At 61.9% G+C, this 20,176-nt stretch carries 20 protein-coding genes and 2 pseudogenes; 8 read left to right on the top strand and 14 right to left on the bottom strand.

What is annotated here, in order from left to right:
* Positions 1-41: 41 nt before the first annotated feature.
* The 7 genes from alc to FJ970_RS32290 all read right to left on the bottom strand — a co-directional run bounded on the left by alc (position 42) and on the right by FJ970_RS32290 (position 8,905).
* Complete coding sequence (alc, locus tag FJ970_RS32260) at positions 42-1,295, bottom strand: allantoicase (RefSeq protein ID WP_210243059.1); 1,254 nt, start codon at positions 1,293-1,295, stop codon at positions 42-44.
* Complete coding sequence (locus FJ970_RS32265) at positions 1,292-2,071, bottom strand: aspartate/glutamate racemase family protein (RefSeq protein ID WP_140761733.1); 780 nt, start codon at positions 2,069-2,071, stop codon at positions 1,292-1,294. Before FJ970_RS32265 ends, alc begins: the two co-directional genes overlap by 4 nt.
* Before the next feature lies 1 nt (position 2,072).
* Positions 2,073-3,446: an allantoinase AllB gene (gene allB, locus FJ970_RS32270; protein ID WP_140761736.1), complete on the bottom strand. Its 1,374-nt coding sequence runs from the start codon at positions 3,444-3,446 to the stop codon at positions 2,073-2,075.
* Positions 3,447-3,548: 102 nt separating this feature from the next.
* Complete coding sequence (locus FJ970_RS32275) at positions 3,549-5,003, bottom strand: hypothetical protein (RefSeq protein ID WP_140761739.1); 1,455 nt, start codon at positions 5,001-5,003, stop codon at positions 3,549-3,551.
* A gap of 174 nt (positions 5,004-5,177) precedes the next feature.
* Positions 5,178-6,116 (bottom strand): LysR family transcriptional regulator, encoded by a 939-nt coding sequence (locus FJ970_RS32280; protein ID WP_140761741.1) that lies wholly within the window; start codon positions 6,114-6,116, stop codon positions 5,178-5,180.
* Between the two features lie 683 nt (positions 6,117-6,799).
* Positions 6,800-7,993: an IS91 family transposase gene (locus FJ970_RS32285; RefSeq protein ID WP_140761747.1), complete on the bottom strand. Its 1,194-nt coding sequence runs from the start codon at positions 7,991-7,993 to the stop codon at positions 6,800-6,802.
* Positions 7,994-7,996: 3 nt separating this feature from the next.
* Positions 7,997-8,905, bottom strand: a complete 909-nt coding sequence (locus FJ970_RS32290; protein WP_140761750.1) for a site-specific integrase — start codon at positions 8,903-8,905, stop codon at positions 7,997-7,999.
* A 508-nt stretch (positions 8,906-9,413) separates the two neighbouring features.
* Between FJ970_RS32290 and FJ970_RS32295 the strand changes: the two genes are divergently transcribed.
* The gene (locus FJ970_RS32295) at positions 9,414-9,992 is read left to right on the top strand and encodes a sigma-70 family RNA polymerase sigma factor (protein WP_140761753.1); all 579 of its coding nucleotides are present in this window, start codon (positions 9,414-9,416) and stop codon (positions 9,990-9,992) included.
* On the opposite strand, the gene FJ970_RS32300 is transcribed toward FJ970_RS32295, so the two are convergent.
* Positions 9,977-10,315 (bottom strand): hypothetical protein, encoded by a 339-nt coding sequence (locus FJ970_RS32300; protein WP_140761756.1) that lies wholly within the window; start codon positions 10,313-10,315, stop codon positions 9,977-9,979. The genes FJ970_RS32295 and FJ970_RS32300 overlap by 16 nt on opposite strands.
* A gap of 46 nt (positions 10,316-10,361) precedes the next feature.
* Positions 10,362-10,490, bottom strand: a complete 129-nt coding sequence (locus tag FJ970_RS33760) for a hypothetical protein (protein ID WP_265336242.1) — start codon at positions 10,488-10,490, stop codon at positions 10,362-10,364.
* A gap of 226 nt (positions 10,491-10,716) precedes the next feature.
* Between FJ970_RS33760 and FJ970_RS32305 the strand changes: the two genes are divergently transcribed.
* Genes FJ970_RS32305 through FJ970_RS32320 form a run of 4 tightly spaced genes read left to right on the top strand, consistent with a single transcriptional unit; the run spans position 10,717 to position 13,131 of the window.
* Positions 10,717-11,220, top strand: coding sequence for a hypothetical protein (locus FJ970_RS32305; protein ID WP_227792242.1), 504 nt, complete (start codon positions 10,717-10,719; stop codon positions 11,218-11,220).
* Positions 11,217-12,437: an NRAMP family divalent metal transporter gene (locus tag FJ970_RS32310; RefSeq protein WP_140761758.1), complete on the top strand. Its 1,221-nt coding sequence runs from the start codon at positions 11,217-11,219 to the stop codon at positions 12,435-12,437. Before FJ970_RS32305 ends, FJ970_RS32310 begins: the two co-directional genes overlap by 4 nt.
* Positions 12,437-12,796 carry a hypothetical protein gene (locus tag FJ970_RS32315; RefSeq protein WP_140761761.1) on the top strand — a complete coding sequence of 120 codons (360 nt, stop codon included), beginning with the start codon at positions 12,437-12,439 and terminating at the stop codon, positions 12,794-12,796. Before FJ970_RS32310 ends, FJ970_RS32315 begins: the two co-directional genes overlap by 1 nt.
* Positions 12,796-13,131 (top strand): hypothetical protein, encoded by a 336-nt coding sequence (locus FJ970_RS32320; protein ID WP_227792243.1) that lies wholly within the window; start codon positions 12,796-12,798, stop codon positions 13,129-13,131. The genes FJ970_RS32315 and FJ970_RS32320 overlap by 1 nt, the downstream gene beginning before the upstream one ends.
* 373 nt (positions 13,132-13,504) lie before the next feature.
* Here the strand turns inward: FJ970_RS32320 and FJ970_RS32330 are convergent, their stop codons facing one another.
* Both FJ970_RS32330 and FJ970_RS32335 read right to left on the bottom strand, forming a co-directional pair.
* Positions 13,505-14,179: a hypothetical protein gene (locus tag FJ970_RS32330; RefSeq protein ID WP_227792245.1), complete on the bottom strand. Its 675-nt coding sequence runs from the start codon at positions 14,177-14,179 to the stop codon at positions 13,505-13,507.
* A 96-nt stretch (positions 14,180-14,275) separates the two neighbouring features.
* A complete protein-coding gene (locus tag FJ970_RS32335; protein WP_227792247.1) occupies positions 14,276-14,503 on the bottom strand; it encodes a hypothetical protein in 228 nt (75 codons plus the stop codon).
* Between the two features lie 328 nt (positions 14,504-14,831).
* On the opposite strand from FJ970_RS32335, the gene FJ970_RS32340 reads away from it, so the two are divergent.
* Positions 14,832-14,978 carry a hypothetical protein gene (locus FJ970_RS32340; RefSeq protein WP_181178719.1) on the top strand — a complete coding sequence of 49 codons (147 nt, stop codon included), beginning with the start codon at positions 14,832-14,834 and terminating at the stop codon, positions 14,976-14,978.
* Positions 14,979-15,031: 53 nt separating this feature from the next.
* Here the strand turns inward: FJ970_RS32340 and FJ970_RS32345 are convergent, their stop codons facing one another.
* Together FJ970_RS32345 and FJ970_RS32350 are read right to left on the bottom strand one after the other, a co-directional pair.
* Complete coding sequence (locus tag FJ970_RS32345; protein WP_321575748.1) at positions 15,032-15,598, bottom strand: GFA family protein; 567 nt, start codon at positions 15,596-15,598, stop codon at positions 15,032-15,034.
* Positions 15,599-15,706: 108 nt separating this feature from the next.
* Complete coding sequence (locus tag FJ970_RS32350; protein ID WP_140761767.1) at positions 15,707-15,928, bottom strand: hypothetical protein; 222 nt, start codon at positions 15,926-15,928, stop codon at positions 15,707-15,709.
* 494 nt (positions 15,929-16,422) lie between these two features.
* On the opposite strand from FJ970_RS32350, the gene FJ970_RS32355 reads away from it, so the two are divergent.
* Both FJ970_RS32355 and FJ970_RS32360 read left to right on the top strand, forming a co-directional pair.
* Positions 16,423-16,626 (top strand): CsbD family protein, encoded by a 204-nt coding sequence (locus FJ970_RS32355; RefSeq protein WP_140761770.1) that lies wholly within the window; start codon positions 16,423-16,425, stop codon positions 16,624-16,626.
* Between the two features lie 1,596 nt (positions 16,627-18,222).
* Positions 18,223-19,599 (top strand): annotated as a pseudogene (locus FJ970_RS32360) (ISNCY family transposase).
* A gap of 350 nt (positions 19,600-19,949) precedes the next feature.
* Here FJ970_RS32360 and FJ970_RS32365 read toward each other — a convergent pair.
* Positions 19,950-20,137, bottom strand: a pseudogene (locus tag FJ970_RS32365) (low affinity iron permease family protein); the annotation flags it as partial.
* Positions 20,138-20,176 lie beyond the last annotated feature (39 nt).

Below are 20,176 nucleotides of genomic sequence, written 5' to 3' on the forward strand. Positions count from 1 at the left end.
GGTCACTGCCTCGTTCCCCAGGATCGCGGATGAGGGGCCAGTCACGTGGCACCTCCGGTCAGCAATCCGTTCAGCGCCGCCAGAGCGGCCGCATCGGACGTCGCGCCATCGGCAAACCCGCCGATCGATTCAACGGTCAGTGGCCGAGACGCCGTCAGACGGGCCGCGAGATTGGCCGACACGCCTTGCTCCAGCACCACATGCCTCGCCTGGCCCGGCGGCAGCGCGTTGAACCAGCGGTAACCGGCGACACGGCGCGCCGCCGGACAGACCTCGCCCCACAGCCTGACGCGCGAAATGCCGCCGTCGGGATAGGCGTCGAGCCTGACATGCGAGACGATCGTGTTGTTGGTGGGCAACCCGAAGACATGGCGCGTATCAGGCTGAAGCGGCCGCCGCGACAGCAGCGGTGTCCAGTGGTCGGCACTTGGCATCGCCTCGCCAATGGCGCCGGACAGCCCGGCTTCGGCCGAGGCGTTGTACTTGAAATGCGCGGTATCGATCTCGACCAGCCTTATCTTGCCGGGCAGAGCGAGGCGGATGACAGCGTGGTCGTTGCCGTCGTCACGGCGGCGACGGGTCTCCCAGCCATCGCCCATGTTGCGCGCCTTGTCCGGTCGGTTGAGCATCGCGGCGGACGTATAGAAGCCGTCGCTGCTCGTCACCACCTGGCCGCCATGATCCTGGCTGGCGAGGTCGATGGTCAGGCGATCGAACAGGCGCGGGTCCGGCACGACATGTCCATGGACGCGCAGCCTGGCAATGCCGCCGTCCGGGAAGGCGGACAAACGGACATGGGTGAAGCGGCGGCGGTCGGACACCTCGAAGCGGTTGTGTGTATCGCCCTTGAGCGGCGCGCGCGGCACAATCTCGATCCATTCGGTGTCGAGGGTCTGCAACGCCTTCGGGCCTGGATAGCCTTCGACACCGCAGGCCTCGATCCGGCACGTGGTCGGGAAGTTGCCGGTGAAGAAGGAGGTGTCGACATCGATGGCGCTGATGGTGCCTGCCGCGCCCAGCCGGATCAACGCCCAGTCATGGCCAGGCCCTCGCCGTCGCTTGGTCTCCCAGCCATCGACAATCTCGCCGCGCGGACCGTAATTGCCGGGCACGAAGGCCGACGGCGTTGGCGTCAACAGGCTTTCCTTCTCACCGAAGGATTCATCGCTGGCGGCAAGCACGCTGCCGCCCAGCCATCGCGATGCGAGATCGACCTCTGCCGCGAAATCTTCCCGCAGCTCTGGCATCGCATAGGCGTCTTGAGCCTCGCCCGGGGTCTTGTCGATCACGTTCATCGCCGGCCTCCCGCGCGCAGCGCCAGACCGACCGGCCGCGCCTTGAGCCGCAGCGCCTCGGACAGCGGCCAGCCGGAAATCTGCTTGGGGTCCGGCCGGGCGTAGGTTGAGACCTTGCTGGTCTTCAGCCCGAGGCCAACGACTGCCTCGGCTAGCCGAACGGCGGCGGCGACACCGTCAATGACAGGCACGCCAAGTTCGGTGGTGATCATCTCCTCCAGGCCGGCCATGCCGGCGCAGCCGAGGCAGATCACTTCGGCATGGTCCACTTCCACGGCCTTACGCGCCTCGTCGACGATCGCGCGCATGGCGGCCGCCGGATTCTGGTCGACTTCAAGCGTGCTCATGCCATTGGCCCGCACCGAGGCGCAGCGGTCGGCAAGGCCGGAGAGCCGTAGCCGGTCCTCGATCGGCGGCACCGAGCGCTGCAAGGTGGTGACGACCGAATAGCTGCGGCCGATCATCATCGCTATATGGGCGGACGCTTCGCAGATCTCGAACACCGGCTCGTCGATAAGCTCCTGCAGCCCATCGCGGCCATGCTCGCCGAAGCCGGCCATGACCACCGCGTCAAACGGCTCATCATAGGCAAGCACACGGTCCATGACGGCGACCGCCGAAATATAGCTCTCGAAATTGCAGTCCACGGCCTCGGGGCCGAAGAACGGTGTCAGCGTGATGATATCGGTGCCGGCGGAGGCGGCGGCCTTGGCGGCGACGTCGATGACATCGGACATGGACTGGCTGGTGTTGACGTTGACGACGAGGATCTTCATTTCAGGCGCTCCTTCTCAATTCTTGGGGCTGGGCAGCTGATGCGTCCTTTGCGATCAGCGCGCCGCGCGGCCGGCCAAACAGATCGATGCGGTGGCCGCGCAGGAAAGTCTCCTGCACGACGCCTCTCAGCGGCCTGCCGGCATAGGGCGTGATAGGATGGCGATGATGCAGGCTCGCCGCATCCACGACGAACTCGGCATCGGGTGAGAACACGGCGAAATCGGCGTCGCAGCCGGGCGCGATGCGGCCCTTGTGCGAAAGCCCGGCAAGGGCAGCGGGGCGCTCGGCCATCCAGCGCACAACCTCGACCAGCGAAAGGCCGCGCTGGTGCGCCTCGCTCCAGACCAGCGACAGGCCGAGCTGCAGCGAGGAGATGCCGCCCCAGGCGGTGCCAAAATCACCTGACACCGGCTCCTTCATCGCGGGCGTGCAAGGAGAATGATCCGAGACGATCATGCTGAGCGTGCCCTCGGCAACTCCGGCCCAGAGCTTCTCGCGGTTAGCCGCTTCGCGGACCGGCGGGCCAACCTTGGCGGCGGTCTCGCCGTCGCCGATCGCCTCGGCCGAAAGCGTGAGGTAGTGCGGGCAGGTCTCGACGCTGAGCTTAACGCCGTCTGCGATGGCCGAGGCAAGCATAGGCAGCGCGTCGGCGCTGGACAGGTGCAAAATGTGCGCGCGGGCGCCGCTGGCGCGCGCTGCCTCGATGACCTCGGCGATCGCCAGGTTCTCGATGCCCTTTGGGCGCGAGGCTAGATAGTCGACATAGCGGCGCGTATGAAGATCGGGCATGGAGGCCATCGCCTCTGCGCTCTCGGCGTGGACGATAAAGAGCGAGCCGAGCCCGGCCACCACATCCATCACCTTTCGCATATGTTGAGGCGTGATGCCGGGAAAATCCTCGGTGCCGGTGTCGCAGAGGAAGGACTTGAAGCCGAACACACCCTCGGCATGCAGCTTCGGCAGATCGGCAAGATTCGACGGGATGGCGCCGCCCCAGAACCCGACGTCGACATGGCACTGGCCTTCGGCGGCGGCGCGCTTGGCGGCGAGTGCGTCGAGTGTCACCGTCGTCGGAACGCTGTCCAGCGGCATGTCGATCAGGGTGGTGATGCCGCCGGCTGCTGCCGCGCGGGTCGCTGTCAAAAAGCCTTCCCATTTGGTGTTGCCAGGCTCGCAGATATGGACGTGGCTGTCGACGAGCCCAGGCAAGAGCACGGTGTCGAGATCGAGCCTGGCCGTTTCCTTGGCGTTGGCGGGGGCGTCGAGCGCTCCGATGCTGACGATCCTCCCGCCGGCAACGCCGACCGAGACGGCGCGCTCGCCATCAGGGAGGACGGCACGCGGTGCCCGGATGATGAGATCGAGGGATGTCATGGCAATTCCTCCCCGCGCGGCCTACCGCGACGAACTTTGGAATGTGGGGCTTTAGGACCGTTGTCCGGAGGCCAGTCGCGGCCTCCGGATAGTCACGCCTACTCAGATGCTGGCGAAGCCGAGCAGCGCCTTCACGTTCGCGCGCTTGTGGACGAGTGTCACGCCGATCAGATAGACGACCGCGCCGGTCAGCCAGGACTGCAGCGCCGGGAAGCCGACATAGTCGCTGTTGAGCATCGGGATCAGGCCCGCTGTGTAGACGCCGACCAGCGTTCCGGCAGCGAGCGCGATGACGCCCGGCCAGTTGGCGATGCCAAGCTCGCTCCAGTTGGCGACGCGGAACATCGGCCGCTTGATGCCGAACAGCCATGGCAGCAGGAACAGGTCGATGGCCATGATCGTGCTGGCCACAGGCACGGTCGTCGAGCCGATGCTGGTTGTCAGGTTGAACGTGTCCTGCAGGTTAGGCAGGTAGAAGGTCAGCACCGAGGCGATCAGGCCAAGGCCAACGACCGTGTACTGGCGCTTCCAGCCGCGGATACCAGAAAGGACGTTCTGCGCGCCATTGACAGCGATATAGAGGTTGCCATCCTGCACCGCCCATTGGTTGATGACGATGACGATGATGCCGAGCAGCGCGCTGCCGAACATGGTGAAGTTGACGAAATAGCTGATGCTCGGGCCGAAATCCGGCTGGTTGGACAAGGCGGCGATCATATACCCCATGACTGGGAACAAGAGCGCACCGACCAGGTACGAAATGACGATGGTCGGGATATTCCACCACGCGGCGCGGCCTGCCGTCGCATAGCGGAAGAAGTCCGGCTCGTTGCCCCAGGTCGATAAACCGACCATGCTGCCAATGACCATGATCATCCCGGTTTTCGAATCGACATGCGGCACCGCCGCCAGCACGCTGCTGGATACGGTGGTGAAGGCCAGGATGGTGGCGAAGATTCCCCACACCAGGATCACCGGCACGGCAACGAACTGGGCGAAGCGTTGCACGCCCTCGAAACCGAAATAGGTGTTGATGATCATGACGATGGCCAGGAGCGCGGTGATGGCGCCGACCGCCGGCACCGTCATCAGCCCGCCGGCGATGTCGATGATGAACTTCACTGTGAACAGGTAAAAGGCCATGCCGTTGACAATCAAGAGCAGCGAGACCAGGCCGCTACCGATGGTGCCGAAGATGCTGCGCGCCATGACCGAATGGGTCTGGCCGGTGACGGCGCCGGCATTGGCGGAGCCGATGCAGTAGAGGCTCATCACGGCGGCCGCTATCAGCATCGCCACCGTCAGTTCGGAAAGGGTAAGACCTTGGAACCGGGCGCCGTAGCCGACGAGCACGGTGCCGAACACTGCCTGCATGGACAGGAACTGAGCCAGCATGCGGAAGTTCGAGCGCCGCTTGGCTTGCGGCACGACGGATTCAGTGTAGTCGGCAATGTCCGTCTCGGTGACGGACAGGATGGTCTCGACGCCGTCAGCAACTGCTGGCTCAGCGTCGTTCGGCAACGATTGCCGTGGCGATGTCGGAGTTTGCAAGGTCATCTAAATATCCCCTTTGCGAGGTTGTTCCCCTGGTCGACACGCTGCTCGCGCCTTGCCTTAACGGCAGCATCAACGAGACCGATGCGATGTCGCCATGCTTGACCTTGGAACGCCCGTTCTTCGGCAACAACGCCCAAAGAACGAACGTGATGCATTAATCAGATCAATGCATCTTCACGCCAGCCGTGTCTGGTCGACCATCTCGGCGAGAAACAGCTCTCGCGCCGTGTGGGATGGGCTTTGCGGATCGGTGACCACGAACATGTTGTTGCGCGGCACGTCGGCACCCGTAAGCAGCGGCCATAGCCGCCCGGCATCGACATCGGGCTGGGCGTAGCCCTCCGGAAGGAAGCAGAGGCCGATGCCGAGCACCGCGAGCCGCTTGGCCTCCTCCAGATGGTCCGACATGCCGGCGATGTTGCGGCCAAGGCCGTGCTCCAACCGGAACTGGGTGAGTTCGTCACCCTCGTCAGCGCCGGTGAGCACGAAGGTTTCGTTCGCCAGATCGGCCGGATCGGCAACGCGCTTGCCGAAGAGCCGGTGCGGGCGACCGCAATAGGGCCGGTGAACCTCGGTGAACAGATGCAGATAGGCAAGCTCGGCGCGTTTGACCCGCGACGGCGAAATGCCGACATCGATCCTGTGCTGGATCAGTGAATTGACCACCTCGGTCCAAGCTGCAACCTCGACGATGAGTTCGACGGCGGGATATTTGGCATGGAACGCAGCGATCGCTTCGTCGAGCGGCGGGGCAACGAGATTACTGACCAGCATGACCCGCAGGTGACCGCGAATTTCGGCCTTGATGTCGGACAACCGGGCGGGGATTTCGCGGATCGCGCCGGTAAATTCCCGACAGCTCTCGGACAGAATGCGCCCCTCCTCGGTCAGCTCGAAGCCGCCCGGGCCGCGATGGCATAGCTTCACACCCAGCCGCTCCTCCAGCCGCCGCAGAGCGAGGCTCAACGCCGGCTGCTTGCGGTTGAGCTCCTGCGCCGCTTTGGTGACGCTGTGGGCAATAGCTATCTCATGGAAGAATTTGAGCAGGTTCCAGTCAAGATTTCTGGCAAACTGCAGGTCCCGCACCGTCGCATCCGCTTGCTTGCGCCCCAATGGCTTGCCCCTTGATGTTTAGCTGTCGCGCCTTCAGCCAACCTTTTTCACGCCGACGTCCTTTGCAAGCACACCCGAAAGGGCGGACTAGAACCTACGCCAGTTTAAGGGTTGAAATGGAAGGCGGCAACGCATCGAAGTTGCGGCGCGTCACGGGCGATCGGGAGACTCGACGGACTGGTGCGAGGTAGTCGGCCCACGGTCGTCCAACCAGTCCAACTCGGCCAAGGGAGGTTAGTTAGTTCGGAAGAGAGGGCTCACATCACGAATTGGAAATCTTTGTGCCGATTTTGACCCACTGTCTGCAGCGGGTCAGTCCAGACACCGGCCGACCTAAATGTCTGCTTTGGCAGGCCCAGTTCTTGAAAGCTGCCTAGCCGACTTCGTGAAGAGTTTCGGGCGCCGGCAGCGTACGAAAGTCCCCGAGGAAGGAACCCGCGGGCCACAGGTCGATGACTATGGAGATTTCGATCTGTAGCTGGTGTCGGCGATGGCGCGACTGCCGCCAGGAAGTGCCGAGATGGATGCGGACAGGCCGCTTCGTTGCGCTTTCGCGCGATGTTGCCGGCTCGGCGCAGGTCCGGACGCGCGCCTTTCGGCGACGGTAGTCACCATGGACACGCGTGGATCCGTAGCCGGCGGCTGAGCGCCTGCAGCTGAAGGCTCGACCATGCCATGCCGGGTCATAGAGCGGTGTCCCGGTTCGTCGCCGTCGCATCTGGCGGTCCACGTGGCTGCTTCCATCGTTCGAACACCTCGATGACGATCATGCGCCCGCCACAGCAGGGGCATGCCGGGCGGAAGTCGCCCGGTTCATCCGGGGTGTCGTCGTCGGATGGCCCAGCGACGTCCAGGAGCTCGCGGGCTCGCGCGAGACTGTCTTTGCGGGCGGAGCCGGCGAGCAGGCCGTAATGCCGGATACGGTGGAAGCCGCGCGGCAGGACATGGAGCAGGAAGCGGCGGATGAACTCGTCGACCGCGAGCGTCATTACCTGTTGACGGTCGGCGCCGTCGCGTCGGTAATCCTTGTAGCGGAAGGTGACGCCGCTCTCGTCGAAGGCGATCAGGCGGCTGTTGGAGATCGCAACCCGGTGGGTGTAGCGCGATAGGTAGGCGAGCACCGCCTCCGGGCCGGCGAAGGGCGCCTTGGCGTAGACCACCCAGCGCTTCTTCCTGACGGGAGCAAGATGGCGCAGGAAGGCTTGGCGGTCGGTTAGGTGCGCCATCGATCCGAAGAAGCTGAGCCGGCCGGCGTCGTGCAGAGTGACCAGGCGGGTGAGGAATAGGCGGCGGAACAGCTTGCCGAGTACCCTCACCGGAAGCAGGAAGGCCGGCCGTGACGATACCCAGCGACTGCCGTCCGGCGCGATGCCGCCGCCGGGCACGATCATGTGGACATGCGGATGGTGAGTCAGCGCGGAGCCCCAGGTGTGGAGGACGGCGGTGATGCCGATCCTGGCTCCGAGGTGCTTCGGATCGGCCGCAATGGTCAGCATCGTTTCCGATGCCGCCTTGAACAGCAGGTCATAGATTGTCGCCTTGTTGTGGAAGGCGATATCGGTGATCTCGGCCGGCAGCGCGAACACGACATGGAAGTAGCCGACCGGCAGCAGGTCGGCCTGGCGCTCGGCCAACCATGTCCGCGCCGCTGCGCCTTGGCACTTCGGACAGTGCCGGTTGCGGCAGGAGTTGTAGGCGATCCGCCATTGGCCGCAGTCCTCGCAGGCCTCGACGTGACCGCCGAGGGCTGCGGTGCGGCAATGCTCAATCGCCGACATCACCTTGAGTTGGGCGAGGCTCAGATGACCTGCATGGGCGGCCCGGTAGGGTGGCCCAGCAGCACGGAAGATGTCGGCGACCTCGATCGAGGTGCGCACGGCTCAGCCGTCGGGCGAGGTCTCTCCCGGCTTGAACAGCCCGAGCTTGTCGAGCGGGCTCGTTACCGTTCTCACCGTCCGGGTCGCGACCTTGGCGTAGAGGGCGGTGTTGTTGAGCTTGGCGTGCCCGAGCAGAACTTGAATGATACGGATGTCGGTGCCGTCCTCCAGAAGATGGGTGGCGAAGCTGTGGCGCAGCGTGTGCGGCCCGACCCGCTTGGCGATGTCGGCGGCATGTGCCGCCTCGACGACGATGCGATAGAGCTGCCGCGTGCTGATCGGCTTCATCGCGTGCTGCCCCGGGAACAGCCAGCCGTCGCGGTGCATCACGCCCTGCTGCCGCCCGACCTTCCACCACTCACGCAGAAGCATGAGCAGATCGTCCGAGAGCATGGCGTTACGATACCGCCCGCCCTTGCCGCGCTCGACGCGCAGCAGCATGCGTTCGCTGTCGACATCGGCGACCTTGAGCATCGACACCTCCGCGACACGCAGGCCGGCGCCATAGGCGACCGAGAGCGCCGCCTGGTGCTTGAGGCAGGTGGTGGCGTTGAGCAACCGGGCAACCTCGTCGCGGCTCAGCACCACGGGCAGGTTACGCGGATGCGCCAGCCGGACGAGCCTGCGCGCCAAGTCGGGGCGGTCGAGCGTTTGGGTGAAGAAGAAGCGCAGCGCCGACACGATGCTGTTCATCGTCGGCACGGGAACGCCATCCTCCTGCTGCTCGATCTGGAACCGGCGCAGGTCGTCGGCGGTCGCCGTGTCCGGTGAACGCCCAAGGAATGTCGCCAGGCGTCCAATGTCGCGGAGATAGTTGCGCTGCGTCTCTCGTGAGAAACGCCGCATGTTCATGTCGTCGATCAGCCGCTGGCGCAGCGGGCTGATCGGTGCATCGAGAACGGGATGGTGCATGGTCAGGCTCCTTGTTGAAGAAGCCCGTCATGCTCTGCCGCTGCCGGGCGACGCTCAATGCGAGCGCGACGCCCGGCCCGTAACCGCTACCTCAACCGTAGGCGCCCTCCCGCGCAGCGGGTTCGTTCTGCGGCCCCATCCCAGCCATTGGTAATGCTCACCGGAGCCGCGGAACGGAGCTAGCGCTATTGACCTCGAAAACGGACCATGTTCGCCTTTTGTGCTCCGATTGGCGTGCTGAGAGACGGGCGGATTTGGTCATGGCAGGTCCTCGATCGTTGCTGGATGCTTGAAGCACTCCGGGCGTCAACTGCCGGCCCACGGCCTTCCCGCAGAAGAATGGCGCGGGGCGCACACTCTGTCGATGACAGATTCGCCGCCTGAGCAGAACCTCCGAAGAGTTGTCCTCAGCGCGAGGAACGAACCAAACTTCCATGCATTTAGCAGGGGCTGCGTTCGTACACTCTTTCTTCTGGGAGCTGGACCATTGTCATCCGGAGGCTACCTCTTGGCCGATCAGGTAACCAATGAAGTTTCCATCGTTGAGCTGATCCCCGCCCTGCGGGCTTTCGCGCGAACCTTCTGTCGCGTCCCCGACGATGCCGACGATCTGGTGCAGGAGACGCTGACCAAGGGGCTCGCCAATATCGACAAGTTCGAACCCGGCACACGCATGAAATCGTGGCTCTTCACCATCATGCGCAACACTTACTATACCCGGATCAAGATTGCTGCCCGGGAAGCGCCAGGCCTGCTCGACTGCGCGTCGTCCAGGCCGATTTCGGAAGCCACCCAGGAATGGAGCGTCCAGAGCAAGGAAGTGCACGGCGCCATTCAAAAGCTACCCGAGCACCAACGCGAGGTCCTGATGCTGATCGGCGTTCTGGGAGTGAGCTATGAGGAAACGGCCGAGATATGTGGCTGCGCGGTGGGGACGGTCAAAAGTCGGCTGAACCGTGCCCGCGCCAACGTTCTTGAATTGCTTGGGGAGAGTTCGCTGCAGACATTGATGGAGAGACGAAACCATCTGTCGGACGGTCAGCTCGATATGACGGTGACGGCCGCAGATAGTCAGTTCTTCACGTGACGTTTACGTCTCTCGACCAGCGCGTTTTGCAACTCCATCGCCAGTTTGGTCAGCCGGTCCGGTATCCTTTCCTGCTCAATCGCAGATAGGAGAGAAGTGATCTCCCGATCCATAGCCAGACCGAATTCTGGGTCCACCGTATCATCCCTCGAACGAGACATCATATTCTCTGGACAATAGATGGCGATTCTTAATCCTAGGTGGCGATCAGCGAGTTCACCGATGCGGGTGCGGATCTGCCGGGGCGGTCGTTGAAACCGTCGACCGGCTGATGCCTGAAGCGCGCGAAATAGTGAGAAATCAGGTTTCTCGGCATGGTCCACGAATACAGGATCGAGAACCCTCCAAGCCCGGCCGAGCAGGATTGAACTAGCCGTTCTGGTCTATCGCGTGGGGCGCGGGTTGGCGCCCGTTTTGCGCTTTGTGGCCGCTGAACCACAACCAGGCGGCGATGATCACGACCGCCATGATCGCTATCCAGGCTATGAGACGAGGCATTGCGGAATCCTCCGTGCCAGCAGTCCATCCATCGATGCGGTGATCAGGACGGGTTGAGGTCGGCTCGCCGCCACCTCGTATTCCAAATCCCACAAGCGAGCCTTTGTTCCGCTTGAGTTGGTTTGTGTCGTGGCCGGCGGTTCCCTGTCACGGTGCATATCTTGCGATCGGCACCCGTGCGATCGGCGTTGATTTGACGGGCACGCGGGGCACACTAGATCAATTCATGCCGATCACGATTTGCTTCGGTTGCGGGGAGACTATTTTTGTGCCGCACCAAATGCCGGCTTTGACCTTCAGTGCCCGTCATCTCAGGCTGGATTATCTGTGCGCCCTGTTGCTTCTGGGCGTTTCGGCGGGATGCTCGTCTTCCGATCGGATCGAGCAGCAATCACAAACTGCGGCCTCCGCCGCACAGACCGTATCGATGGTGCTTGATGCCTGGACAAGCGGTGGGGCGCCGTTCGCATACACCGCCGGCACGCTGCAATCGATCGGCAAGACACTGGCCGATGCCGAGGCGCAAATCCAATCGGCCGAAACGGCCGAACCCGCCGAGCAGGCTGCGTTGGCGGCAGCGGTCAAGGATCTGTCGGTCGCGGTGGCTCACGCCGAGGCGGGATTGCAGGCAGGCAATCGAGCGGGGGTCCAAAAAGCACAACAGGATCTTCAGCTAGCCTCGCGCTCGCTCGCCACCGCCTATGCGAAATATTTGGCCCCGAAGCCATGAAGAAGCTCGTGGAAATATCGCTCGGCGTCGTTACCAGCGTTGGCGGCTTCCTCGAAGTCGGATCGATGGCGACTGCCGCGCAGGCAGGTGCGACTTTCGGGTTCCAACTGATCTGGGCCGTCGTCCTCGGCACCATCTGCATCATCTTTCTGGTAGAAATGGCCGGCAGGTTCGCGGCGGTGAGCCATCACACGATCTGCGACGGCATCCGCGAAAGATTTGGCTTCAATGTCTTTGTGTGGCCGTTGCTTGCCATCTTCTTGCTCAGTCTCATGGTGCTCTCCGCCGAGATCGGCGGCGTTGCCATCGCACTCGAACTTGCCACCGGCATAGGCTTCCAGTGGTGGGCGCTGCCGGTGGTCTTTCTGGCGTGGCTGCTGCTCTGGAAAGGCACGTTCGGCCTCATCGAGAAGGGCGTGTCCATGCTCGGCCTGGTGACGTTGTGCTTCGTCGTCGCGGCCGCAATGCTGAAACCCGATTGGACAGCGGTCGCAACTGGCGCCGCGCCTTCGCTGCCAGCCCACGATGCCGCCAGTTACTGGTTCATGGCGGTCAGCATTCTCGGCGCCTCGATATCGCCCTACCTGTTCATGTTCTATTCCTCCGGGGCCATCGAGGACCAGTGGGACAAGAGCTATCTCGGTGCCAATCGGGCCATAGCGGGACTGGGGATGTCTTTCGGCGGCACCATTTCGGTCGGCGTGCTGATCGTGGCCGCCCTCGTGCTGGCGACGCACGGCATCGACCAGGTGGACGATTATCACCAATTGCCGTTGATGCTGATCCCGGTATTCGGCTTCTGGGGTTTCGTCCTGTTCGTAGTCTCTCTCGCCATTGCCTGCTTCGGCGCTACACTCGAAGTCGGGCTGCAGCAGGCCTACATCGTGGCTCAAGGTTTCGGCTGGACGTGGGGCGAGGACCGCAAGCCGCGCGACAGCCCAGGGTTCAGCGCGGTGTACACGGTATCGTTGTTTCTTGCCGCTATCCCCATCATGCTTGGTCTCGATCCGCTGAGGCTCACCATCTTTTCCATGGCGCTGACGGCGGCCAGCTTGCCGATGACCGTGGTTCCATTCCTGTTTCTGCTGAACGACAAACGCTATGTCGGCGAGCATCGCAACGGTATTTTCTCCAATGCCGCGGTCATCTTCATTATCGCGCTCGGCTTTGTGCTGGCTGTGGTGACGATTCCGCTGCAGATATTCGGAGGCACATGATGAAATTGCTGCGTGATCTCCTGGACAAGCAGGTGGTTGACCGCGAACAGGTCAAGATAGGCAAGATCGATGGGCTGGTGGCCGAGTTGCGGCAGGGCAAGCCGCCAAGGATCATTGCGATCGAGCTCGGCTCCATCACTTTGGCGCGCCGCCTCGGCGCAGGACCCGGGCGGTGGATGGCGCAACTCGCGGCAAAGCTGGGCGGCAAGCGCCATGGCGAGCCGCATCGGATCGCCTGGCATAAGGTGAAGGATATCGGCATCGACATCGAGTTCGATGTGGATGTGCGTCAGACGTCGATCTTCGCCTGGCAGGACTGGCTGCGCGATCATGTCATCGGACGCATCCCGGGAGCTTGATGATGACCAACGTCAATCTCGAACATCTAGCTGGGCGACGCGTTCTACCGCAACGAGGCAAGAGCATCGGCTATATCGAGGAAATCTGCGCCGAACGGGATGACGACGATTTCGTCGTTACCGAATTCCACGTCGGCATCTACGCTGCTTTCGGGCGTCTTTCGGCGTCGGCCATAGGCGTGGCGGTGCTCGATCTGTTTCGGCTGCGCCGCCGGGACGGTCTGTACCGCATCCCTTGGGACAAGCTCGACATATCCGACCCGGCGCGCCCGCGGCTGCTGTGCCCGATGACCGAACTCTCTGGCATGAAGAGCGCACCCGATCTTCGCGAATAAGTCATCGCCTCGCATCGTCGTGAACTTTCAGCGCAGCATGCTCGCGGCCAGAAAAACCGCGGCTGCCATCAAAACGACAGCTGCTATGACCAGGAGCGGCCCGTCACCGCGAGGCCGCAGTTCCGGTTCGCTTTCGATCGGCCGCATCGCATTGGCGAAGCTGGCGTCGTTCTCGAATTTTGGCCGGGAACGTGGCGGCTCTGCTTCAGCGACCGGATTTTGTGTGTCGGCCGCCTCGGCGTCGGTTTCCAGCGGGGCAATGGCGGGATCGAAGCCCGGCGTTTTGTCCTGCGTCGCCCCCGCGTCGATCTCGCCTCGGGCGGAGGCGGGGTAGGATTTGACATCTTGGCCATGACCTCCCTCTCTTTCGAACCTAACTCTGCCAAATCCGCAGCGGCGGTTTTGAAACGACTAGGTATGCTCGAGCAGAATCCTGGCGTCCTTGGCCGCAACGATGAACGCCTGTCTCGCGACCTTTTTTTTCGCCACCCATCACGGCAAGGCACGCCCTGATCGCGGCAAGACGCATTTTTTCCCAGAATCGTGCACTGAAGCATGGCGCAGCTTCGATTCGCCCCGAAGATGTCGCACGCGGGCGGTGATGCCAGTGCCGAGCTCTCGCCTGCTCGACGCACCGCCATAGCCGTTCCTTGATGGAGCGGTTTACCGAGAGGGCTGCCTTGCCGGCAATACTCCCGTCCTTCGCGAACAGGCCTTCGGCGATCTTCGCCGGCTCGCGTTTGATGCCCAAGAGCTCGAGATCTGCGACATCCCAGCATTTCGTCTTGACCCAGGAATCGCCCTTGCCGCTGTGGCAGGCCGCGCTCTGCCGCTTCGAGACGATGCCTTCCAGCCCCCTTTTGTCGGCCGCCGCGTAGAACTCGGCGCCGTTTCCCTCGACATTCTGGCTGTATTGGATGATGCCGGTGGCCGGCTTGACCAGGTCCCACAGGATCGCCTTGCGCTTGATCGTCGGCAGGACGCGCAGATCCTGGCGTCCTTCCACAGAATATCGAAGGCGACGAAGGCGAGCAGCTCGGCGTTCCACGCCATGCGCGAATGCATGGCATGAAAATTCGGCCGGCCGTCGGGCTCGGGCGCGATCATCTCGCCGTCGATGATGAGGGATTTCGCGGCGAGTTTTTCAGCGGTATCGATGACCGGCCAATAGCGCTTTGACCTCGACGCCGGTCCTGGTGAAGGCGCGCGCGCCGGCCCAATCGAGGATGAGTTGGGTGCGGAAGCCATCGTATTTGATGCGGAAGCCATCGTATTTGATCTCGTGCAGCCAGTCGTCGCTGACTGGCGCTTCGAGCACCAGCATCGGTTCCTGCGGCTTGATGAACTTGAGCCGGGGTTCGGCGTTACGCATGCACTCGGTACTCCAACGCGAACTCAAACGCCGCACGGTGCTTTGGTTCCGGCATTTTAGCTAAAGTGTATATAAGGAGGTTATGAGAAAAATCGACGAAGTGGTAGACGAGTGCTGCACTGCGCTGGCCATCATCAGGAGGACTATCGAGGACCACTGTCCGCCCGGAGTGTTGCCCGACGAAGAGATGGTCTCCGGGCTCTATGCGCCACCCTGATGGCGAGGCGGAGGCGATCTCCCGCGCGATCGTTGCCAGGGTGGAAAAGTTGACCAGGAAGGACTGACGCCGGCATGTTGCGGTCGGTGTCACAGACCCGCCAGAGCCACAATGAACTATGGCATTGAACACCGCTTCATGGACGCTGCCGGGGTCCTGTTCGATTTCGGTGCTGCTGATCCCGACCCGACCGCCTTCGCGTCCGCAAAAACCTTCTGGGCAGCTTCCGCAACTGAAAGCACGTCCGCGCTGGGGTGAGGCTGCGAACGGCCTGAGTCACTGCAAAGGCCTCGCTAGCGGCGGAACATAGGCTAACCTTCCTGTTCTTGGGGGAGACCATCAGTCAGATCGTAGAAATCAGATTTCGAGCCGACGAAAATGTGTTTGCTGAGATGAAGGCCCGTCGGCGGGTCGAGCGTGCCCGCCGAGATGAAGATTTCCCCGCTAGAAGTCGCTCTCCAGAATAGGTTGCCGCCGCAGCGTGAGCAGAAGCCGCGCTCGACATTGTCCGACGACCGATACCAGCGCAATGTGGACGAAGTCAGTAGCTTTAGATCGGCCGATCGGCAGGCTGCCATGGCCGCGAAGTTGCCGCTGGTGCGCGCGCACTGGGTGCAGTGACAGGCGATAGGCTCTGCGAGCTCGCCCGCGATTTGGTAGCGCACACCTCCGCACAGGCAATGTCCCGATGACATGGAAACCTTATTCAAATCGAGGCTGACACGGGGCTTCGCAGGCCCCTGGCGGCCCGCTGTGGCTGCAAGGCACCGCTCAGTCGCCGCCGCCCGATATCGCGCCAGCGCCTCTTGCTTCTCAGGCTCGCGCTCGAGGCGAAACACCTCGGGCAATGGCCGCCAGTCGGCCGGCTTCTGCTTCATGCACGATCGCGGCCGACGGTAGCCCCAATGCTCGATGGCGACCAGATCTGAGCCGTCGAACCATGTCGAGGTATTGCTTTGGATGCTTTGCTGCGAGAGTCGATCAGTTTACTTGCAGGCAGGCAGTTCCTTCATCGCCTTTTCGGCATCGGCCTGGGTGCTATACGTCTGCTCGCCGGCATCAGTCTGTTTTGTGCCGTCGGGCTTTGTGGTCACTACCTCGCATTTTTTCGTCGCTGCATCCATGGCCACCCAATATTCCGTGGCTGCAAACGCAGGAATGCTGAAAAGGGCGACAAGTGCACCAGCTATTGCGACTTTGCGTACCATTGCTACCTCCATTCAATGTCAGCCCCAAAGGAGCCCTGCCTAGAATCAAGGCGCGATGGCTGCTTTAGTTCCCTCGCATTTTAGGAGAATTGTATATAGACGTCGTTGATGAAGATCGACGCAGAAGACTGCCGGGGCGCTAACCATCATCAGAAGGACGATTGAGGAGCACTGCCCGCCTGGCGCTCTGCCGAGCGAAGAGATGGTGAACGGGCTCTATGGCCCAGGGTTGATGGATGAGGCGGCGGCGCTTGCAGCTGCAATGATCGCTACGGTCGAGAAGCTGACGGACAGGGGAAGCAATGAATAGCAGTGCCCGCGCATGATCACAGACCTTTTTCTCACTGGTGTCGCCGCTTTCTCACTCCTCATTCCGCTTTATTTCGTCCTCAAATAAAATCCGCTGCCGGCGCTGGGATCTGGGAAGCCGTTTCGGTTGGAACTTCGCGCCAGAGCGCCCGTTTGGCCCTGGTGTTCAACAGGAGATCACGGACATGGATTGGAACCGCGTTGAAGGAAACTGGAAGCAGGTCAAAGGCAAGGTGAAGGAAAAATGGGGCAAGCTCACCGACGATGATCTCGACCGCATCGCCGGCAAGCGCGACCAGCTCGAAGGCAAGATCCAGGAACGCTACGGCCTCGAGAAGGACCGCGTCCGTCGAGATGTCGATGACTGGTATAGCATGCAGAGCTGGTAAATCCTTACCGGCCCGCAGATGGGACGCTGCGGTAACGCAGCGCCCTGCTTCCCGCCCATCAAGGGCAAGCCACACGAGCCACCGACGAGGGCGACCATTTCTATAAGGGCAAGATCTGCGGACAGGTCGGTCGACATGCGCGAAGCGTCAGGTGATGTGGCACGAGCAGCCGAGGCATGAGCGGCTGAAGCCGGAAGTCGTCAGAGACTCCTGAAATGCGACTGGGGCAGTGTACGCCGACCCAGTCAGACCGGGATCATGCACTATGGCATGAAGGATCGTGCGGTAGAGGCTGTCGACATCCTCATCGATCTCTACCCGCTTGATGCCGATCGCCTTGGCATTCGCCTTAGAAGGAAGGATAGCTCCTGCAATGCTCGCGGACGAACTCTAGTCGTCCAAAACGTATACGCATGTAGAAGGTGACGTATACGGCCTTCGGCCAAGAACATGTGACCATGTTCGTGCTCTCCGCCGGGATGGTCCCCGGTTAACCGAAACGCAGGATCGCGCCCCGCCGGTTTCAGGGCGGGTCCTGTGGTCGGTCTGGAGTTGACTAAAACGCGAACTGCCCGCGTTCATCCGATGGAACGGGACAGTGCCGGTTGTGCGATGAGGGCGCCCGGCCTGTCTGGAGTTTGGGGGGACTAGAGGGGGGACAGGCCGGGCCCTTGCCCCATTGCGGGGTAGAAAGCCATCATGCTCCGCCTTTGCGGCGACTGACATTAACATTTTCTAAGGCTTAGCTAGAAGCCCGTCGAGGCTGGCCTAGCGCCGACGATTTACCATTCGTTCACGATATTAGCGCACGTTCATAAGCAGACATGCTGATGTAGCTCGTACGTGTCAAAAGCCCCGGTGCAGACCCAAGCGCCGGGGCTTTTTCAGATAAATCACGGCTAGGCGTCCTTCAGAAAATTCCCATGACAACCAGGATGATCCCAATCGCCGCAAGGGCCATGACGAGGATCATAGCTACCTCGAAGGCGTGACCGAAATTGTCAGTCATCTGGCACCACGCACAAAGGGACAATAGCCCGGCCTGCTCATCGTGTGACACAGGATCCCGCAGGCCGGGCCGTACGCCGGCTTGAGGGCAGGCCGGTGAAGGAGGAGCATGTTCCTAAGCGGACCTGTTCGCAATGGGATGTCCGAATGCGTACACGGCATACCAGCACCGCACCCCAAGTGAGCACCGCAAGGTGCTGATCAGTTCCGGCGCCAGCGATTTGGTTGCCGATCTCCTGCTTGGGATCGACCGACTGTTCAGGGAATCGAGTCCTTGCTGAAACTACCGCGACTTTTACCGACCTGACCGGCAAGGCGCCGCGATCGGTCAGCGCGTGGTTGAGCGAAAACATATCGACTTTTCAGAAGCCCTGAGCTCAAACGTCGCCAACTACCGATCGGCAACAGTCCCGCCTTGGGCGCAAGGCTGGTTGATGGAATAGAGCAGGGCCGCTTTAAAGGCTGTCGTCGCCAACAATTCGGGGAAGCAACCCAGTTCGGCATGCCATTGCCGCAAAATAGAAATGTCTTGATTCTGCAAAGTTGGAATGTCGCCCTTGCTCGTCGATGAGCGAGGGAGACGGCGGGTTGGGACTGATTTTGATGAGCGAGCGCGAGCTGCAACGCATCGAGGTGCTGTCGAAGGTTTTGGAGCGGCGCATGACGGTTCTCTCGGCCGCGCATGTCCTGGATATGACGACGCGTCAGGTCCAGCGTCTGCTGAAGGTGTTCCGGGCCAAAGGCGCCGCAGCACTTCGGCACAAGGCTCGAGGACGACCGTCGAACCATCGATATGTCGCCGGTGTCGGCGATCTGGCGGTTCAGTTGGTTCGAGAACACTATGTCGACTTCGGGCCTACCTTGGCGGCCGAGAAGTTGGCGGCGAACCACGGCCTGGTCGTGTCGCGCGAGACGTTGCGCAAATGGATGGCGGAAGCAGGAATCTGGCTGTCCCGAAAACAGCGCAGGACGTTCCATCCCAAATTACGTCGGGAGTCATATGGCGAGCTGGTGCAGATCGACGGCAGTGATCATCGTTGGTTCGAGGAGCGGGGCGATCCATGCACCCTGCTCGTCTTCATCGACGACGCCACGAGCAAGCTCCAGCAGCTTCGCTTTGTGAAGTCGGAGAGCACCTTCAGCTACTTCGAGACGCTCGAACTCTATCTGAAGGCGCACGGTTGCCCGGTAGCGTTCTATTCCGACAAGCACACGGTGTTTCGTGTCGCCAAGAAGGATGCCAAGGCAGGTCGCGGCATGACTCAGTTCGGCCGCGCCTTATCGGAATTCAACATCGAGATCCTGTGCGCCAACTCGAGCCAGGCCAAGGCCGGGTCGAAAGGGTCAATCGGACGCTGCAGGACCGCCTCGTGAAGGAACTGCGCCTCGCCGGCATATCGGACATCGAGGCGGCCAACGCGTTCCTGCCGATATTCATGGCTGACTTCAACGAGAGGTTCGCCAAGGTCCCTGCCCGACCGGACAATCTGCATCGCGCATTGAATGTTGCGCCGGATCGGCTGCGTGACGTTCTGTGCAAGCGGGAGCAGCGCTATGTAGGCCAGCAATTGTCGTTCTCCTACGAACGCAGGCAAATCATGCTAGGGAAGAACGAGCTTTCATGCGGGCTGGTCGGCAAATACGTCGATATCTACCAGTTCGCCGACGGTCGGCTGGACGTTCGCTGGAAGGCGTGTTGTGTTCGACAAGGAGCAGCGTATCACGCATACGGCGGTCACCGAGAACAAGCGGCTCGGCGAAGTGCTGACCTGGATCAAGGCTCAGCAGGACGAGGCGCGGCCTGCGCCGAAGATCAAGACCAACAGCGAGCAGACCGCCTACAAGAAGCGCGGAACGAAACCGGGCCGCAGGACGGATTTCATAAACGATCCTGCAGTTATCGCGCGACGAGAACAGGCGTTGGCAAGGTTGACCGCTGCCGAGTGTGATGGCTTTCAAAGCTAGACGCGGGCTAGCATCTCCACTTACGCGTGCGACCGCTTCGTCGCCGCCGATATCCTGCAATTGCTTGAGCGCCTCGCCTTCCACCTGCTTCATCCGGCGGAGGGCGATGTACAGGAAATTCCCAGTGCCACATGCGCGATCGAGCACCCGCACTGATGCTAGGTGCCCAAGCAAGTCTTCAACCTCGTGAATGGCGGCCGCCTTTGAGCCGTTGCGAATCGCACGCTCGGCTGCCTAGTCGTTGCTGAGGGGTTCGATGAGCGTGGCATCCACAACCCGTTCGACATAGGCGCGGGGCGTGTAATGTGCGCCGAGACACTTAACGAAGGTGTAACGGCACCGGAGGAAATCCGGCGCCGCGTGTTCTGGATCAGCAACACCATCAGGAAAGTGACGATCGTGGTGCCGGTGTTGATGACGAGTTGCCAAGTCTCCGAATAGGGGAAGACCGGACCAGTTGCACCCCACAGCAGAACCGACCCCAGGCAAAGGGCAAAAGCCCACGGCTTGCCATGGCATGAGCGACGGCCGCCGCCATGCGATTGAACGCTTTTTCCAAGGGATGGGACTCAAAGGG

This window comes from Mesorhizobium sp. B2-1-8, from assembly GCF_006442545.2.
Classification (GTDB): domain Bacteria; phylum Pseudomonadota; class Alphaproteobacteria; order Rhizobiales; family Rhizobiaceae; genus Mesorhizobium.

Bases quoted from the DNA above. Each gene is read 5' to 3' on its own strand.
- FJ970_RS32265 (WP_140761733.1), bottom strand. From the start codon at position 2,071: ATGAAGATCCTCGTCGTCAACGTCAACACCAGCCAGTCCATGTCCGAT.
- alc (WP_210243059.1), bottom strand. From the start codon at position 1,295: ATGAACGTGATCGACAAGACCCCGGGCGAGGCTCAAGACGCCTATGCG.
- FJ970_RS32310 (WP_140761758.1), top strand. From the start codon at position 11,217: ATGAAGAAGCTCGTGGAAATATCGCTCGGCGTCGTTACCAGCGTTGGC.
- FJ970_RS32355 (WP_140761770.1), top strand. From the start codon at position 16,423: ATGGATTGGAACCGCGTTGAAGGAAACTGGAAGCAGGTCAAAGGCAAG.
- FJ970_RS32320 (WP_227792243.1), top strand. From the start codon at position 12,796: ATGATGACCAACGTCAATCTCGAACATCTAGCTGGGCGACGCGTTCTA.
- FJ970_RS32345 (WP_321575748.1), bottom strand. From the start codon at position 15,598: ATGAAGCAGAAGCCGGCCGACTGGCGGCCATTGCCCGAGGTGTTTCGC.
- FJ970_RS32305 (WP_227792242.1), top strand. From the start codon at position 10,717: ATGCCGATCACGATTTGCTTCGGTTGCGGGGAGACTATTTTTGTGCCG.
- FJ970_RS32275 (WP_140761739.1), bottom strand. From the start codon at position 5,003: ATGACCTTGCAAACTCCGACATCGCCACGGCAATCGTTGCCGAACGAC.
- allB (WP_140761736.1), bottom strand. From the start codon at position 3,446: ATGACATCCCTCGATCTCATCATCCGGGCACCGCGTGCCGTCCTCCCT.
- FJ970_RS32290 (WP_140761750.1), bottom strand. From the start codon at position 8,905: ATGCACCATCCCGTTCTCGATGCACCGATCAGCCCGCTGCGCCAGCGG.
- FJ970_RS32315 (WP_140761761.1), top strand. From the start codon at position 12,437: ATGAAATTGCTGCGTGATCTCCTGGACAAGCAGGTGGTTGACCGCGAA.
- FJ970_RS32335 (WP_227792247.1), bottom strand. From the start codon at position 14,503: ATGCGTAACGCCGAACCCCGGCTCAAGTTCATCAAGCCGCAGGAACCG.
- FJ970_RS33760 (WP_265336242.1), bottom strand. From the start codon at position 10,490: ATGCCTCGTCTCATAGCCTGGATAGCGATCATGGCGGTCGTGATCATC.
- FJ970_RS32350 (WP_140761767.1), bottom strand. From the start codon at position 15,928: ATGGTACGCAAAGTCGCAATAGCTGGTGCACTTGTCGCCCTTTTCAGC.
- FJ970_RS32340 (WP_181178719.1), top strand. From the start codon at position 14,832: ATGAACTATGGCATTGAACACCGCTTCATGGACGCTGCCGGGGTCCTG.